This is a genomic window from Chitinophaga sp. CCNWYY40 (assembly GCF_037483205.1).
Lineage (GTDB): Bacteria > Bacteroidota > Bacteroidia > Chitinophagales > Chitinophagaceae > Chitinophaga > Chitinophaga ginsengisegetis.
On record NZ_JBBHLF010000003.1, the window covers coordinates 478,458 to 495,184 of the forward strand.

Here is a 16,727-nt window from a genome sequence, read left to right on the forward strand (position 1 = left end):
ACTCCAGTTGCCGGTAAATTTGCAGGATCATTTTTAATACAAAACAATTGACGATGACAACCAGATTTTTGATGAACGAAACGGAACCCGGCGCCTACGCCGCTATGCTGGGGCTGGAAAAATATCTTGCTACCACCGGCATTGCTCCGCTCCATCATGAGCTGATAAGAATACGCGCCTCGCAGATCAACGGCTGCGCCTTTTGCGTAAATAAACATAGTATAGACGCACTTAACTCAGGCGAAACCACGCAACGCCTGCTGCTGCTCCCGGTATGGCGGGAATCACCACAGTTCACGGAAGAAGAGCGGATCATCCTGGCTATGACGGAAGAAATTACGCTTATCAGCGAGAAAGGACTTACCGATGAAACCTATGAAAAAGCATTAGCCACATTTGGTCTGAATGGCACTGCGCAACTGATTATGGCAGTCAATATTATTAATGCGTGGGATCGTATCGGGATCACTACCCGGCGCATTCCCGGTCAATAAAACCAAACAATATGGTATCTGTAAAAACTGCCCGCAGCGAAGCTGAGGATGATACCCGTGTACGGGCACACGGCGTATCACCGTTACTGTTTTTTTGCCTGTACATTCAGCGTTACTGTGAGCTTATCATCAATGGCATTGTCTGGCCCCACCTGGAAGTCTTTCCGGTTAATGGTAAACTTACCGGTCAGTTGCACCGCCTCAGCAGATACCACTGCCGTAAACGGGAAAGTGATGGTCCGCGTAATTCCCTTGATGGTAAGCGCCGCAGTGAGCTGGTAAGTGGAGGGCTTATCCGTAGCTGCAATGCCGGTGGAAACAATCCGCATCACCGGATATTTTGCCGCATTAAAATACTTCTCCTCCAGCAGGTCCCTGTCGCGTTTACCAATACCGGTGCTGATCGTATTTACAGCCACGGTCGCATCTATCGACGACGATTTCAGGTCGCGCGGATCAAAACGGATACTCCCTTTCAATCCTTTGAAATAGCCATTCACCGTAGAAGTAAAGATCAGGTGATTGATAATGGTAAACTGTACTTTGGAACCGGCGTCTGTAGGAACATAGTGCTGCGCCTGTGCAGCAATACTGCAAAATGCCAGGAGGCATAACAACCATATACGCCGTGCGTTTGCGGGTGCTTTCATACCTGCTAAGTTGGCTAATTCCCCGCTTATTACCAAATCATAAAAAACAGCAGGCAGCCCTTGCAATGCCACCTGCTGTACATCTATCATTATGAAAAAAAAGCTATTTTTTGCCGGTTTCTTCTTTGTAGGCGCTCACGTATTCGTGCATAATTTCAGTAAGACTTTCCCCTATCAATGTATACGCATCGGTAGGTAAATTGGCCAGCGATACCCTTACCGACCATTCCGGACCGGCAAAGCCGCCACCATTCAATAATACAATCGCCGTTTTTTCCGCCAGCCGGAAAAGGATATCCGTGGGCTGCATTTTTTTCTGCAACCATTTCAGGAAATCATCTCCATAAATTTTCGACGCCCACGATGCAATATCTATTTCAGCATAATACCCGGTATTCAGCGGATCATCCAGCTGCGGCTGTTCCAGCTTATCCCACAATAACTTCAGCCGTTTATGCACCAGCGCCTGCGCTACCTGTTTGTAATTGTTTTCTTTGTCGAGCAGCGCAAACAGGCTGAATAAAGTCATTTGTGTTTGCTGCGGCAACGACAATCCAGCTGTATGGTTCAGCGCCACCTGTCGACTATCCGCCACCATGCGGTCGATGAACTTCATTTTTTCCGGGTGCAATGTAGTGGTACTGTAGCGCTTTGCCAGATCTTTTTTAGCAGCGGCAGGCAGGGCGGCAATCTGCTCATCAAAGATGTTGTCTTCATGAATAGCGATCACGCCTAAACGCCAGCCGGTACAACCGAAATATTTGGAGAAAGAGTATACACAGATTGTGTTGTAGGGGATCTTTGACAACAACGACCGGAAGCCATTCACAAAAGTGCCGTATACATCATCCGTTACAATCATCAGATGAGGGTTATCCTTCTTTACAATCTTTGCCAGCTTATCCAACGCTGCAGGCGCCAGGGCCCGCGATGGCGGGTTACTGGGGTTTACACAAAACAACACCCGGATGCCGGGGTCCTTTAATTTTTCCAGTTCCTCATCCGGGTACTGCCAGGTATGCCGGCCTTCTTTGGTTTCGCCCTTCGCGTTAATATATACCACTTCAAACTGGTAGCGGTCCAGTTCCGGTATTTCCAGGTAGGGCGTAAAAACAGGCACCATCAAAGCGATCTTTGATCCTTGTTTCAGCAGTTTGTTCTGCATCAGTGAATCGAAGATATAACACATCGCCGCCGTGCCGCCTTCTACGGCAAACAGGTCGAATTTACCTTTCGACTTTTCCCCGCCGCACATCTCCTGTACAATATAATCATGCACAATCGGCTCCATATGTGCCAGCATGCGGCCAGGCACCGGGTATTCATTACCGATCACACTTTCTGCCAGTTCAAATACAAAGGCATCATCGTTAAACTGGTGTACATTTTGTCCGTATAAATATGCCTGTTGCAGCAGCGCCGCGCCGGGAGCATCTTTATGCAGGGCCAGGAAACTTTTGAACCGGTCGGCGATGCCGCTCTTTTCAGGCACGCCGGTAAAGCCATGCTCTTCCCGCATATTACGGCGGCATTCCGCTATACCGAATTGCCCCAGCAGGAAGAAGGCTTCCCGTGGTGTGGAGGCCGTCCAGTTAGGATTACCACGCCCTGCATTCAACATTACCTCAATACTTTTCTGTGCGGTTTGTTGTGCCAGTGAAATCAGCGTATCCTTCAGTTCAAAAGGGCTTAATTTCTGTAATGCACGTTGTTCTGCAACGGTAGTTTTGATATAAGACAGTCCCATAAAATAATGTTTGTCGGGTCAATAGGTGAAAAAGTAACTCTGCAACATATCCCTGTTTGAAGTTTGGGTAAGTCCAAGCATCAGGAGGATCCTGGCTTTCTGCGGGTTGAGGTCATCGCTCACAATGGTGCCCAGTGTTTTGTCGTCTACTTCATCATATTGGGTAACGCGGCCGGAGCCAACATGACTGGAACGCACCACCACCACGCCTTTCTTTATCGCCTCCGCAATAGCGTCGTAAAATGCTTTGTTGAAATTACCGTTGCCTACACCGGCAATGATAATTCCTTTGTACCCGTCTTTTACAAAGTTGTTAATGGCTACCGGGTCCGCATCGGCATACATATAAGCGATGCCTACTTTCGGCAATGACGTAACACCCGCAATATCAAAAGGCGTTTCTTTATTTGCTTTCCGCATGGCGCTCTGGTAGTAGGCCACCCGGCCATCGTATACCTGGCCCAGCGGCCCCAGGTTGGGCGCATAGAAGGCATCTACTTTGGTAGTATTCCCTTTCGATACATCACGGCCATCAAAAATACTTTCATTAAACACCAGCAGTACGCCACGTCCGGCAGATTTGGGGCTGGCAGCCACGGTTACAGCATCAAATAAATTTTTGGGACCATCTGCACTGATAGCGGTGGAGGGGCGCATAGAGCCGGTGAGTACCACCGGCTTATCGGTACGTTCAGTGAGGTTCAGAAAATACGCGGTTTCTTCCTGTGTGTCGGTACCATGTGTGATCACAATACCATCTGCTTCATTATTGGCGTATATTTCATTGATCCGCTTATTCAGCTTCATCCAGATATCAATGGTCATATCCTGGCTGCCTACGTTGGCGATCTGTTCGCCGGTAATAGCTGCAATTTTCTCAATACCCGGTACCGCTTTCAGTAAAGATGCAATGGGCACCTTGCCTGCTGTGTAAGCGGCCCTGTCGGCGGAGGCGCCTTCGCCGGCAATAGTGCCGCCGGTGGCCAGGATGATCACACGGGGTTTCTGGGCAATGGATGAGATACAGACAAATAATACAATGATTAAAGTACAGACGGTTTTCATATGTAACACCTTTAGATTGTTTGGTGGAATGGTCAGGATAATAGAACACCGGAAGTTTGCGGATTGTTCACATCGCCTTCGGCGATGGAAATTGTCCTGGAGCAGGATTAGGCTGATTATACTGATTACACTGATTTTATTTTCCGGGATTTTTATTAAAAGATTAGGGGAGACGAAAGCGAATATACCTGCTTTCATCTCCCCTAATCTTTTTAAAATCAAAATATAATAAAATCAGTGTAATCAGTATAATCAGCCTAATCCTGCTCCAAGACAATCGCCGAAGGCGATCCTTTACGCTTTCTCCGCTACCTTCTTCAGGCCGGCCAGCACCTGCTGCCAGTTATCGCGCGAATGATCGCAGGCTTCCTGGTTTTCAAAATTTTCCTGGCTCACGGTAAAGCCGGTAGCGCCATTGCCGTTACTGTTCAACGTATAAACGATAACGGAATAATTCTCCGGTTTATCTTCTTTACCGGAACTCAGGTAAGTGAAAGACAATTTCTTATCCTGCTCCGCTGCCAGTACTTCACCTTTTTCTTCGTAGTGTTTTCCTTCCCATTCACCGGACCAGATCACCGGGCTGCCCACTTTCCAGTCGCTGATAACATCTGTTCCAAAAAAATATTCTTTGATCAGTGCCTTATCAGTGATGGCGGCCCATACTTTTGCAACAGGGGCGTTGATACTGATGGTTTCCGAAAGTTTTAACTGCTTGTCCATAATACATTGTTTTTGATAGTACAATATTAAGCAACCGCTGTTCCGGCGGATTGCATTTTACGGATTAATTCTAACGGAATTGGGAGTAACCCCGAATTTCTTTTTAAAGGCATTATTAAAATGTTGCGGTGTGGAATAGCCCAGCTCATAGGCTATTTCAGCAGAAGTTTTCTGGGTGTCCTGCAGGTATTGATTGGCCAGCTGCAGGCGTTGCCCGGTGAGATAATCAAACACCGTGGAATTAAATGTTTCTTTAAAACCACGTTTGAGTTTATATTCATTCAGTCCTACGAGTTGTGCTATTTCACTCAGGCCGGGCGGGTTAGTGAGCCGGTCGTTGATCAGGTCTCTTACTGCAATGATCTTTTCTTTGTCTTTTTTATTTTTTATAAAGATGTCTTTCTTCGCGGTATAATTATATGCTTCGGCCGATAGCACCAGCAATTCAATACTCTTCGACAGGAGGAATAATTTCTTCAGCTGTCCCGAAAAACGGCAGTTCAGTATTTGCACAATCACCTGTTGGATACCGGCATCAATGGGTCCCCAGTTTTCAGACAGCAATACACTTTTTCCACTCAGCACCGCTTCACAAAACCGTTGCAGATGTTCATTCCCCTTTTCAGTAAATTCCAGGAATTGTTTTTTGGAGAACTGGATCCCGAATGTTTCTATTTCTGTGGCTTTGGGCGTTATTTCAATCTCAAAGCCATTTGAGTACATGATGTTGTGATGCCCGCCGATCAGGTCAAAAGAACGGTCCAGTTGTTTATACGAAAACGCATAGTCGCCTTTCATACCGAAATGCAGGCGTACCACATCGGTATCGTTGCTGGCGTGTATCTTATCGGGTTTTGTATAACGGGAAACAGTATGCGTTAAGCGGATATCATCACAAAACCAGTCTGTGATATCGGTAACGCTGAATGCGGTAACTAACTGATGTTGTTTATCGTGGTTCATAATGGGTCCTAAAAATACGAATATTACGGGGTATCTTTGATTTGCACAATTAATACTGTAATAACTACAAGTATGCAGGTATTACGCCGCTTATCTTTGCCCCTTTGAATTACCACCAACCCGAAATTACATCATATGAAGTACAGAACATTAGGAACAACAGACGTGCAATTGTCAGCCATTGGACTGGGCTGCATGGGTATGAGCTATGCCTACGGCACGCCGGACGACGTGGAATCCATTGCCACCCTGGAAAAGGCCCTGGAAATCGGGATCAATTTCTGGGATACAGCGGATGTGTATGCTGCCGGCAAAAATGAAGAACTGATCGCCAAAGTATTAAAGCCTAACCGCAGCAAGATATTTATTGCCACCAAATTTGGCTTTACTTCTTCTCCTGCTTCGCCCGGTGCCATACAATTCGATGGTTCACCCGCCTACATGAGAAAGGCCGTGGAAGCCAGCTTAAAGAGATTGCAAACGGATGTGATTGATTTATATTATGCACACCGTATCGACCCGAATGTGCCGGTGGAAGAAATGGTAGGCGCTATGGCCGAACTGGTGAAGGAAGGAAAGGTACGCTACCTCGGCCTCTCCGAGGCGTCGGCTACCACTTTGCGTAAAGCGCATGCCGTACATCCTATCAGCGCATTGCAAAGCGAATACTCGCTGCTGACAAGAGACGTGGAGAAAGAGATCCTGCCGGCGTGCAAGGAACTGGGCATCAGCTTTGTGCCATTCAGTCCGCTTGCACGCGGCCTGGTGACCAATGACCTTGATATTGCCAATCTTGCTGACAACGATTTCCGCAAATCACTCCCCCGTTACCAGGGCGAACATGCGGAAAACAACCGCCTGCTGGCCGCCGGGTTTGCGGAACTGGCTGCCGGTAAAAACTGTACCACTGCACAACTGGCATTGGCATGGGTGCTGGCACAGGGCGAAAATATCATTCCTATTCCCGGCACCAAAAGGAGAAAATACCTGCTGGATAACGCCGGTGCAGTGGATGTAGATTTAACAGCTGCTGATCTGCAAAACCTGGAAGAATTGCTGCAGAAATATCCCAACACCGGGGAACGGTATACTGAAGCAATGAACAAACTGGTGGATAAGAGTTAAGCGTTCCGCTACTTTTCCTGGAAGGGGAACAACGCGGTTTCCACATGCGCCTCCTTCATATGGGCAGCCAGTCTGCGCGCAATATCCGGACGGGCTGCTGCCATATTCTTTGTTTCTCCCGGGTCTGTGGAAAGATCATAGAGTTCCACAGGCCCATCGGGGTGTTGCGCTGCGTGCAAGCGCACCGCTTTCCAGTTTCCCTCCCGCACAGCCTGACGGCCACCGTCTTCATGGAATTCCCAATAGAGATAATTATGTTGCTGCTGTCCTTTCCCGTTTGTAAGCGCAGGTAATAGCGACACGCCATCTGTATAAGGTACGGCCGGTGCGTTGGTGAGCTGCGCCAGTGTAGGCATAATGTCCCAGAATGCGCCCTGGAAACTGTTGGTGCTGCCGGCTTTGATTTTACCGGGCCAGCGTGCAATAAACGGTTCGCGGATACCGCCTTCATACAGGTCGCGTTTAACCCCGCGGAAACCTCCGCTGCTGTTGAAGAAAGCCGGATCGGCGCCGCCTTCTTTATGCGGGCCGTTATCGCTGGTGAAAATCACCAGGGTATTTTTATCTAAGCCCAGTTCTTTTAAACGCGCCATCACCTGCCCTACGTAGTTATCCAGCCGGGTAACCATTGTGGCAAAAGTAGCATGCGGATATTGCTGGGAGGCATAGCCAGGCACAGTGGCGTTTGGGCCGTAGTCGTTGCCTTTATAGGGCTTCTCTTCAAATTTGCCTTTAAAATGCTGAAAGAGGCTATCATCCGGTACCTGCAGCTCCGCATGTGGCAGGGTGTAGGTGAGATATAAAAAGAAAGGTTTGTTTTTATTGTCGTCCAGGAAGCGGAGCGCCTGTTGCTGGATAAGGTCCGGTGCATAGGTGTTCATATGTTCCAGCTGGCCGTTTTGTTCCAGCACCACTTTGGTATTGTTGTCCCACAGGTGTGTTGGAAAAAAGCGGTGCGATTCGCGCTGGCAGTTATAACCATAAAAACGGTCGGCTCCCTGCTTCAGCGGATCGCCTTCCGAGCCAACCGGGCCCAGTCCCCACTTACCGAAGATACCGGAAGTATACCCGGCTTTTTTCAGCACTTCCATCACGGTTGTAACGGTGTCGGCTATAGGTTGTTGTCCTTCCGGTTGGATCTCCTTGTTGCCCCTGATAAAGGTATGTCCTGTATGCAGCCCGGTTACCAGCGATGCGCGGGAAGGTGCGCATACGGATGTACCGGCGTAGAATTGTGTAAACCGCATGCCCTGCTTTGCCAGCTGATCGATGTGAGGCGTGCTGAATTTACGCTGACCATATGCACTCAGGTCGCCATAACCCAGGTCGTCCGCAAGAATAAAAACAATATTGGGAGGAGTCGCCTTTTTTTGCTGTGCCGCCACTGGTGCGGTTAACAGGGTGAGCCCTGCTGCAACAGGCAGTAGTGTGTTAAAAATTTTCATGTTCATTGTGCTATACCTTGCAATTACTTCGCTGGTCCAAAATACAAAAGTATTCCGGTCTTTTTACGACCACGGCGCTGGTAGCAAAGCAGGGTATCCGGCAGTAGCGGGTGGGGCCTGCACTGAATTTGTTTAAGCGGAGGGATTGTCTCCCTCCGCTTAACTACATGTTTTTACATTTTAAATACTTTACCTCCTACCATCACTTCCTGTGTTGCTTCATCGAAGGTGGCTTTCATGCCGGTGCGGTAAGCCGCGTTACCCATGATGAGTGCAATAGAGTGTGAGTAGGCTGCTTCTATTGGTGCATTGGGTTGCTTACGTTCACGCACACACGTCATCCAGTTGCGTACATGCGCATTGGTGAGCGGATCGCCGCCGGTGTTGGCGCTGGTAGCAGCGGCTTCTTCGTTGCTGAGTGTTTGAGGCGTCAGCAGGTTAGCGTGCATGCCCATTTCCTGCGCTTCTTTTTCGGTGAGGCCACCGGTAGCGCTTATTTTGTTGGTAGACATATCAATAGTGCCGCCGTTGGAATAATAAATTTCTTTGGTGCCACCGGCAGAGTTGTGGAAACGGCTGCTGTACATTACCTGGAAGCCATTGGAAGGATCATTTTCCGGACCGTAGTCGAAAACGGCGGTGAGAGTATCCGGGTTTTTGCGGCCATCTTTCCACATATAAATGCCGCCATTAGCTACTGCGCTGCGTGGATGTTTCAACCCGCTGAACCAATGCACCGTATCTATCTGGTGTGTCATCCACTGCCCGAAGATACCGGAGGAATAAGGCCAGAAGAGGCGGTATTCGAGGTACTTGCGCGGGTCCCAGCTATCCTGCGGGCGGCCGGCCAGGAAGCGTTTCCAGTCGGTATCCGATTCTTTGATGGACTTTACCAGGTCCGGGCGGCGCCAGCGGCCTGGCTGATTTACGTTCCAGGTCATTTCCACCATCGTAATAGGACCAAATTTTCCCTGTTGGATGAAGTTGGCAGCGGAGTGGTAGCTCGGACCGCTGCGGCGCTGCGTACCCACCTGCATAATGCGGCCGGAGTCTTTCACGGCTTTGAGGGCGCTGCGGGCGTCTTCCATTGTTTCCGCGAAAGGTTTTTCACTGTATACATCGCACTTATTCTTTACCGCTTCAATGGTATGATAAGCATGCTGAAAATCGGCGGAGGCGATGAATACCGCATCCAGTCCTTTGATATTATACAGCTCATCATTATTCATACATGCCTGTACGTTATGGCCTGTTTTCTGTTGCAGGAAAGCTTTTCCTTCATCCCTGCGGCGGTTCCATATATCAGATACAGCGATCAGATCAAAGTTCAGTTCCTTGTTATTGTTAAAGAAAGATGGCAGCAGGGCCTGGCGTGCACGATCGGAAAATCCTACCAATCCCACATTTACCCGGTCGTTGGCGCCCATGATGCGGGCATAGCTGCTGGCGGGCATTCCCATAGCACTGATCGTGATACCGGCTCCTGCCAGTAACGACTGTTGCAGGAATTCCCGTCTTGTTTTTTTTGATTCAGACATATAAAGGCGTTTTTTATAGTGTGTGGTTTATTTGGCGTAAGCTTCTTTCAGTTGACCTTCCAGGTAATCAAATGCTGGTTTATACTGCCTGGCAGGGTCGTCCCAGCGACATTCCATCATAATGCGACCGGTATATCCAATTTTATGCAGGGCGGCAAAATAGGGCCTGAAATCGTCTCCGGCAACACCGGGCGGTGTGCGTTTATCCCGTTCCGCGATGTGGCAATGTACCAGTACCGCCTTTGCATTTTCTATGCTGGCGGGTGATTCATGCTCTTTCAGCATATGATAGATATCTGCAGTAAGCCGGAAGTTAGGATGCTGTATGGCTGTAACGATCTCATTTCCTTCTGCCAGCGTATTCACAAAATTGGTTTCCGTGGCATTAAGGTTTTCCATAGCGATGATGATATTGTACTTTGCAGCTACCACCGCCATTTTACGACATAGTTGAATAAACTGTTGTTTGCATTTTCCCCGGTCGGCGCCTTCCGGTATTTTCCGGGCTTCCCCGCTGCCCAGCACAATGAGCTTTACTCCTGCAATTTTTGCCCGTTGCATCACCGAGTCCACGTATCCCAGCACATTGGCTTCGTTTACTTCGTTGCCGGTTAGCTTCATGGTTCCCGGGATAAATACATTGCAAGTCTGGATCTTGCACTTGCTGTTGCGGATGGCGTGCAGCTGTTCCCTGAACTGCGCCTCGCTCAGTGCGGGCGACAGGATCTTGCGGACCGTTTCTTCCAGGAAAGTAAACCCGGTGGCCGCAGCGAGACTGTCGTTGGAAAAAGAAGTGCAGATGCCAATAGCCGGTAACGACTGTGCATTCGATTGCAAAAATGGAGAGAAGATAACAGAAAAAAGCAGTAGCAACCAAGTTTTCATAACGTCTGGTATGTTTATGTGGAAAAACGGAACAGCATTAAGATAATATCTAATTCCGGAAAAACAAAACAAAAAGACGACAGGCGGAAAAACAGGGGGTTACCGTTTCATATTTTCCCCAGGCTCAGCCTTAAAGGAAAGATTTGAGCTTTATACGAATTACTTCCTCCATACTTCTCCGATACTTCCCGGATACTTCTCAGATACTTAGGAGTCGTGTATGCGTCGTATTCCCTATACGGTTCCTATACAGTCCCCCTACAGTCACTATACACTCCCCATACTCTCCCTATACAGTTCCCATACACTCACAATACACTCCCCATACACTCCCCATACACTTAGGTCCCTGAGGCTAATAGTATTTTAACGCCATTTCTTATATTGACTGCCTAGAATAATAATTTTATCCGCCTAAAAACCAACACAGGCTATGATTGGTAAAACACCTGCAGGAACGCAGCGATTAACAAATCATAGCCTGTATGTTAGGTTCATCGGAATAGCCTGACGAAATAAAGGCATGTTGAATTTATATGGGAAGGAAAGCAGAAAGAAGCGCTGACTAATTATACTCCTGTTTTAAAAAAGTACTTAATTCCTGTTCAAGCTTTCTCTGTTCTGAATAAAAAGGTAAAAGCCGGTGCAGCAGATTGCCACTACCGGTAGTGATAAGGTCCAGTAAAAAGAATATTGTTGTGAGAACAGATGGCTTAGTCATTCTCTCTATCACAATTTCGTTTTCTTCTTTTGTTACCTGGATGGATACAAAAGCAGATTTCTCCACAAAAATACTTTGCTTGTTACCAAAATCAAATAGCTCATAAGAATACCTGCCGGAGAACTTTTGCTTCAGGGTTTCTGATAGTTCGTTAATGGAAGGAAGTATTTTTGAGGTGGTAATCTTCATCTTTCTTTTTTTATATTAATATACCTATAAATTCCGACAAACAGTAAATAAAAAAATGGTTTTTACGGTTCCTTACAATCAAGAACCCGATCAGCACAACGATGATGATAATTCCTATATGCATCTTCCTACTTTTTTACTTCTTTTTCATACTGCTTAATCCACGCTTCCGGTGTAATCTTTGCCGCCAGTTCTCCCAGCAACTCATATGGTATCTCCGTCGCTTTTTTAAACCGGATACAACCTTTTCCCATATCCGGCTTCTTACCGGTTGTTTCTATCCAACGGGTGGTAAGCCATTCCAACAACTCCGGATCGTACAACCCCATGTGATAAAAAGACACATAATTTTTCTGCGATGCAATACTGATAAAAGGCAAAGGCAGTTCCGGGTTTGCATGATACCCGGAAGGATACAGGGAGTGCGGCACCACAAAGCCAGGCATACCATAATTCATTTCTTCCCGGAACCCGGCCGGTATGTGTTCCTGCAACACCTGGCGCAAACGGGTGAGTATTTCTTTGCGGCCGGGAGGCAACGCAGCAAAATATTCATCAGGGGTAGCGGCTTTGGATATCATAAGAAGCTGATTGTAGTATGAAGTTAAATAAAACGCCCCGGTAACTTCCGGAAAACAGATTAAATTATCCATATATTTGCTTAGACCAGCATTTGAATAATGGACCCATTATCTACCCTGCATATCCGGATCATCAACCAGGTTTTTGAACTGGACAAGAAAACAAGTGCCAAACCGGAGCTGCTATCCCTGCAACGTAATATAGACCGGATCAAACAACATTTTGAAGAAGCAGGTTATACCATCCTCAACCCACTGGGCGAACCTTACCGGGAAACACGGGTGGATTACGAAGCCAGCATCACCGGCGAAATGTCGCCGGACATGGAAATAGTAAATGTGATCAAGCCGGTGGTATATTATACAAACGGAGGACAAAAATCCATTTTACAAAAAGGTGTAGTCATCGCCGCAGCAAAATAAACCTATGAGCAACCAAATTAATTTCGGTATCGACCTGGGCACTACCAATTCCCTGATCGCCAGGTTCCAGAACGGCGCCGTGGAAATCTTCAAAAACCCGTTCGGTCAGAAAGAAACGCTGCCTTCGGTGGTGGCCTTCCGGAAAGACAGGATCATTGTTGGCGATAAAGCCAGGGAGCTGATAGAGAAAGATCCGGAAAATGTGTTCTCTTCTTTCAAAAGAAAAATGGGAACATCGGAATCATTCCTTGTACCTAATACGAGCGACTTTAAAACGCCGGTAGAACTTTCTGCCCTCGTACTCCGCGAACTCAAAAACTTTATCTATACCGGCGAAAAACCGGAAGCAGTGATCATCACTATCCCCGCTTCTTTTGATACGATCCAGTCGAACGCTACCAAAAAAGCAGGCAACGATGCAGGCTTCAGCGAAGTACTGCTGCTGCAGGAACCCATTGCCGCCAGCCTCGCTTTTGCCAACAAACAGGCCAACGCTACCTCCCTCCAGGGACAATGGCTGGTGTATGACCTCGGCGGCGGCACCTTTGATGTGGCCCTCGTAAAAATTGTAGATGGCGAAATGCGCGTTACCGATCATGAAGGAGATAACTATCTCGGAGGTGTGGACTTCGACATTGCCATCATAGAGCAACTGGTGATTCCCGCCCTGCAACAACAACACACCCTTCCCGATCTGCTTACCGAAATGCGCAGCGCACGCGGGAAATATAATACCCTGTATCATATCCTGCTTAAAAAAGCAGAAGAAGTAAAAATACAGCTCACTGCCAGTCCTTCGGCGGAAATGGAATTTGAAATCACCGACGCCACCGGCCAACCGCACGATATCTATCTCACCATTACCCGCGAACAATTTGAAACCGTTATATACGACCACATACAGTATTCCGTTGATCTCGTAAAAAAGATCATCGACCGTAACCACCTCACTGCTGCCGATATCAAAGAGGTAGTGATGATTGGCGGCAGCACGTATATCCCGCTGGTAAAAAACCTGGTCGCGGCACAACTGGGCATCCCCGTTAACTGCAGCGTAGATCCCACCACTGCCGTAGCCGCAGGTGCTGCATGGTATGCCGGCACCAAAACAATTACCCAGTCCAACCCCGCCGCCAGCAAACCTTTGGCCGCAGGCATGCCGGATATCCGGTTTAAAACAGCCTATCAGAAAAATACCGCCGATAAGGAAGAATACTTTACCGCCATCGTAACCGGCCCTGTAGCCGGACTAAGCTATCGCATTGTGCGCACCGACGGTGGCTACGACAGCGGCATCAAACCATTACAGGAACGTATCTCTGAAATGCTGCTGCTGGCCGAAAATACCAGCAATGTATTTAATATTCTGGTATTCGATGCCGCACATAACGAACTGGCGGTACAAGCCCCCGTTATCGCTATTTCGCAGGGCAAGTTTAATATTCATGGTCAACCACTGCCAAACGATATCTGTATTGAAATAGATGACCTGGAAAACAATACCACCAAACTGGAACTCATCTTTGAAAAAAACGCCATCCTCCCGCTGAGGAAAACGATTATCAAAGAAGTGATGAAAACAATCCTGCGCACCAGCCAGGACAGCCTCCTGATCAACGTGCTGGAAGGCAGTCGCTATGCCATCCCCGGCAGTTGTGTTCCCCTCGGCATGATCGAAATAAAAAGCACCGACCTCATCACCGATCTCGTGAAAGGCTCCGATGTGGAAATTACCTTACAGATCAGCGAAAGCAGGGACCTTTCCGTGAGGGCAGTACTGCTCATGAACGAACAGGAATTCTCCGAAGTATTCAACCCCATGGTCAGGAAAATCAACACCGGTAAACTACTGGACGATATCCGCCAGCTGCGCCTCAACGCATCTGAAAAAATAAAATCATTCAGGAGAAGCCAGCAGTATGAACTCGCGGCAACCGTACAGGATATCATGGTGGATCTGGATCATATCAGCAACCGCCTGGAATTGCTCAGCACAGACGACGTGACCGACGAAAAATATCAGCTGGAAGAAAAGAAACGTAAACTCGCGCAACATCTCGACAGCACCGGGAAAGACCAGCTGATTGTAGAAATTACAGAACTCTATTTTAAAAGGAAAGAATATTGTTTGTATAATATCCGGGAAGAAGAAGACAGCGCCCGCATGATCCGTTTTGAAAAGATCATCGCCGATGAAAGCGCCTGTCTTTCTTCACAAAGCTACTACGCCATCAAAGCAAAAATTGATGAGCTGAATGATCTTTGCTGGGAAATAAGACGCAACAAACCCGAAACCTGGATCAATGCGTATTACTACTACGCCAACGTAAGTACAGATGATTATACCGATCCTCAAACAGCCGCCCGCTTCAAGGAAATCGGGGAAAAAGCGCTGGAACGGAAAAATTATGAAGAACTGAAAGTAGCCGTGAATCAACTGTACAACCTCATGCCGGATACCAAAAAAGAAACCGATCAGCTGAAAGGAACCGGGATCGGTTAATTGCCTATTTCCAGTTCTATTCCTGCTGCATTATTTTCCAGCAGGTTGAAATACAAACTGGTACTATCAGTAAGCCCGATTTCAATAGGGATATTCCGGTCGGAGGTAGCCCAGTAATTGGGGTCGAGCTTAAAAATCAGGCTGCTTTCTTTCAGGAACTGCCTGGAATTTTTATACGGCATCAGGAAGAAACCTTTAACCCGGTAGGCACGCGCATCGTCCATCGGAGCCCTGGCTTCTTTACTTCCATTCCAAAGCTGCCCTGCATATACATACAGCTGGTTAACGGTGAGCTGCAGCGGTACATAAGCGCTGTCCGCCGGCGCAATATAGCAGGAATAAAAAGTATCGGGCGTTTGGATCATGGCAATGGCAGGAACGATCAAACGGTTGTAGAGATGCAGGCTTTGCCGGTGCGCGGTATTCGACTTTGGTGCAGAGATGGTTGCTCCCGGTTTGCGGTCTTTAAGACGATCGTTTACTGTTTTTAGCACAGCGGGATCGGTTGTATTAGGAAACAGCGGTTTTTGCAATGCAGCCATAAAGTCGGGGCCGTATACGTCGTCTCCTGTTATGGGGGTTTGGTTGGTGTCTTTGTTGTTTAGAGGATATATAGAGTCCGTTTGTAGATTAGACAAGAGGTATTTTACAGGTTCGTAAGTAATTGCATCTGTAAAATATTCTGATTGAGTTGCGGCTTTGGGTTGCAGCTTTCTTTTCGGCAAGCTGGTAAGAAAGGTTAAAAACAGGAACACTGATATAAGGATCAGCAATACTCCAGCGCCCTCCTCAGTTATCCAGCGTGGTTTAAGAGGTCCTATAAAATATCCCACCCGCTGCGATAAAGACATCTTCTTACGCTGCTCTTTTTTATGCTCCAGTATCCGCTGCTTCCATCGCTTATTTTCCTCCTGTACATACTCTGTAGTCTGTAACTTTTCCACCAAATTAAGAATAGCCATCCCATTCTGAAAATCTTTCTGGTATATAGCCAATCCCACGTTGATCAGGCAAATACCATAGTCACTTCTAAATTCATGAAACCCACGCGGCAATATATTCAGCTGTTGCACCAGCGTGATATTAGCCCACACTGACAAGTCCTTCCACCGGATAAATACGCCATTTCTCAGTTTCCCGATAATAATTTTAAGGTGTTCCTCCAGCACCTGGGTATAACGGAATATCCGTCTATAGCTGGTAGTAGTATGCTCTCCATCCAGTAACCAGGGATTCGTAAACAGATAGGAAGTATTTTGCAACCGTTGATGTTTCAAACTATCCAATACCGCATTAGTAAATAGCGGCTCGTAGTAAGGAGATATAAATTTCAGAAACCCATTCTCATTATAAAGAGGACTATCCGCAAACCTTCCGGTGATTTCACCGGTTTCCAGGAAATGCAGCAGCACCGGGTCTGCCGCTATCTGTGCATGATAGCGCAGCTCGTTGCCTGCTGTCAGCTTGTCGAAAAACTGTAACAGCTGGTGCTTATCGAATGTCCATTGATTTATTTTGAATTGCTTGTCATCCGACAGTTCCAGTTCTGCCAGCATTTTTTTCCGGAGAAGGGATAACGCAGCAGTATTCTCCGTATCTACGGGTCCACCATGAACTGTCTCCAGGAAACTAACGGGATTCACATACTTCATAAGAGAGCAAAATAAATAAAAAA

General features: G+C 47.4%; 15 protein-coding genes. 4 read left to right on the top strand and 11 right to left on the bottom strand.

The annotated features are described in order from the left end of the window. Window positions 1-53 precede the first annotated feature (53 nt). Complete coding sequence (locus tag V7S65_RS12415) at window positions 54-494, top strand: carboxymuconolactone decarboxylase family protein (RefSeq protein WP_079470186.1); 441 nt, start codon at window positions 54-56, stop codon at window positions 492-494. Between the two features lie 83 nt (window positions 495-577). On the opposite strand, the gene V7S65_RS12420 is transcribed toward V7S65_RS12415, so the two are convergent. The 5 genes from V7S65_RS12420 to V7S65_RS12440 form a co-directional block, all read right to left on the bottom strand. Next, a complete protein-coding gene (locus tag V7S65_RS12420; protein ID WP_339545790.1) occupies window positions 578-1,144 on the bottom strand; it encodes a YceI family protein in 567 nt (188 codons plus the stop codon). 103 nt (window positions 1,145-1,247) lie between these two features. Next, on the bottom strand, window positions 1,248-2,891 hold the full coding sequence (gene aspD / locus V7S65_RS12425; protein ID WP_079470188.1) for an aspartate 4-decarboxylase: 1,644 nt from the start codon (window positions 2,889-2,891) through the stop codon (window positions 1,248-1,250). A gap of 18 nt (window positions 2,892-2,909) precedes the next feature. Continuing rightward, a complete protein-coding gene (locus tag V7S65_RS12430; protein WP_079470189.1) occupies window positions 2,910-3,956 on the bottom strand; it encodes a type II asparaginase in 1,047 nt (348 codons plus the stop codon). A gap of 294 nt (window positions 3,957-4,250) precedes the next feature. After that, window positions 4,251-4,679 carry an SRPBCC family protein gene (locus tag V7S65_RS12435; RefSeq protein ID WP_336386904.1) on the bottom strand — a complete coding sequence of 143 codons (429 nt, stop codon included), beginning with the start codon at window positions 4,677-4,679 and terminating at the stop codon, window positions 4,251-4,253. 57 nt (window positions 4,680-4,736) lie between these two features. Next, the gene (locus tag V7S65_RS12440) at window positions 4,737-5,642 is read right to left on the bottom strand and encodes a helix-turn-helix domain-containing protein (RefSeq protein ID WP_336386903.1); all 906 of its coding nucleotides are present in this window, start codon (window positions 5,640-5,642) and stop codon (window positions 4,737-4,739) included. A gap of 135 nt (window positions 5,643-5,777) precedes the next feature. On the opposite strand from V7S65_RS12440, the gene V7S65_RS12445 reads away from it, so the two are divergent. Beyond that, window positions 5,778-6,767 (top strand): aldo/keto reductase, encoded by a 990-nt coding sequence (locus tag V7S65_RS12445; RefSeq protein WP_079470192.1) that lies wholly within the window; start codon window positions 5,778-5,780, stop codon window positions 6,765-6,767. An 8-nt stretch (window positions 6,768-6,775) separates the two neighbouring features. On the opposite strand, the gene V7S65_RS12450 is transcribed toward V7S65_RS12445, so the two are convergent. The 5 genes from V7S65_RS12450 to V7S65_RS12470 all read right to left on the bottom strand — a co-directional run bounded on the left by V7S65_RS12450 (window position 6,776) and on the right by V7S65_RS12470 (window position 12,126). Beyond that, on the bottom strand, window positions 6,776-8,212 hold the full coding sequence (locus V7S65_RS12450; RefSeq protein WP_336386902.1) for an arylsulfatase: 1,437 nt from the start codon (window positions 8,210-8,212) through the stop codon (window positions 6,776-6,778). A gap of 173 nt (window positions 8,213-8,385) precedes the next feature. After that, a complete protein-coding gene (locus V7S65_RS12455) occupies window positions 8,386-9,750 on the bottom strand; it encodes a Gfo/Idh/MocA family protein (protein ID WP_079470193.1) in 1,365 nt (454 codons plus the stop codon). A 27-nt stretch (window positions 9,751-9,777) separates the two neighbouring features. Next, entirely contained in the window at window positions 9,778-10,635 is an 858-nt protein-coding gene (locus V7S65_RS12460) for a sugar phosphate isomerase/epimerase family protein (protein ID WP_079470194.1), read from the bottom strand. A gap of 565 nt (window positions 10,636-11,200) precedes the next feature. Beyond that, a complete protein-coding gene (locus V7S65_RS12465; RefSeq protein ID WP_336386901.1) occupies window positions 11,201-11,545 on the bottom strand; it encodes a hypothetical protein in 345 nt (114 codons plus the stop codon). 128 nt (window positions 11,546-11,673) lie between these two features. Next, a complete protein-coding gene (locus V7S65_RS12470) occupies window positions 11,674-12,126 on the bottom strand; it encodes a DUF1801 domain-containing protein (protein WP_336386900.1) in 453 nt (150 codons plus the stop codon). 99 nt (window positions 12,127-12,225) lie between these two features. Here V7S65_RS12470 and V7S65_RS12475 point away from each other — a divergent pair, with 99 nt between their 5' ends. Together V7S65_RS12475 and V7S65_RS12480 are read left to right on the top strand one after the other, a co-directional pair. Continuing rightward, window positions 12,226-12,549, top strand: coding sequence for a hypothetical protein (locus V7S65_RS12475; protein ID WP_079470196.1), 324 nt, complete (start codon window positions 12,226-12,228; stop codon window positions 12,547-12,549). A gap of 4 nt (window positions 12,550-12,553) precedes the next feature. Next, window positions 12,554-15,052 carry an Hsp70 family protein gene (locus V7S65_RS12480; protein ID WP_336386899.1) on the top strand — a complete coding sequence of 833 codons (2,499 nt, stop codon included), beginning with the start codon at window positions 12,554-12,556 and terminating at the stop codon, window positions 15,050-15,052. On the opposite strand, the gene V7S65_RS12485 is transcribed toward V7S65_RS12480, so the two are convergent. Then, window positions 15,049-16,704 carry a hypothetical protein gene (locus V7S65_RS12485; RefSeq protein WP_336386898.1) on the bottom strand — a complete coding sequence of 552 codons (1,656 nt, stop codon included), beginning with the start codon at window positions 16,702-16,704 and terminating at the stop codon, window positions 15,049-15,051. The two genes, V7S65_RS12480 and V7S65_RS12485, sit on opposite strands and share 4 nt — an antisense overlap. Window positions 16,705-16,727 lie beyond the last annotated feature (23 nt).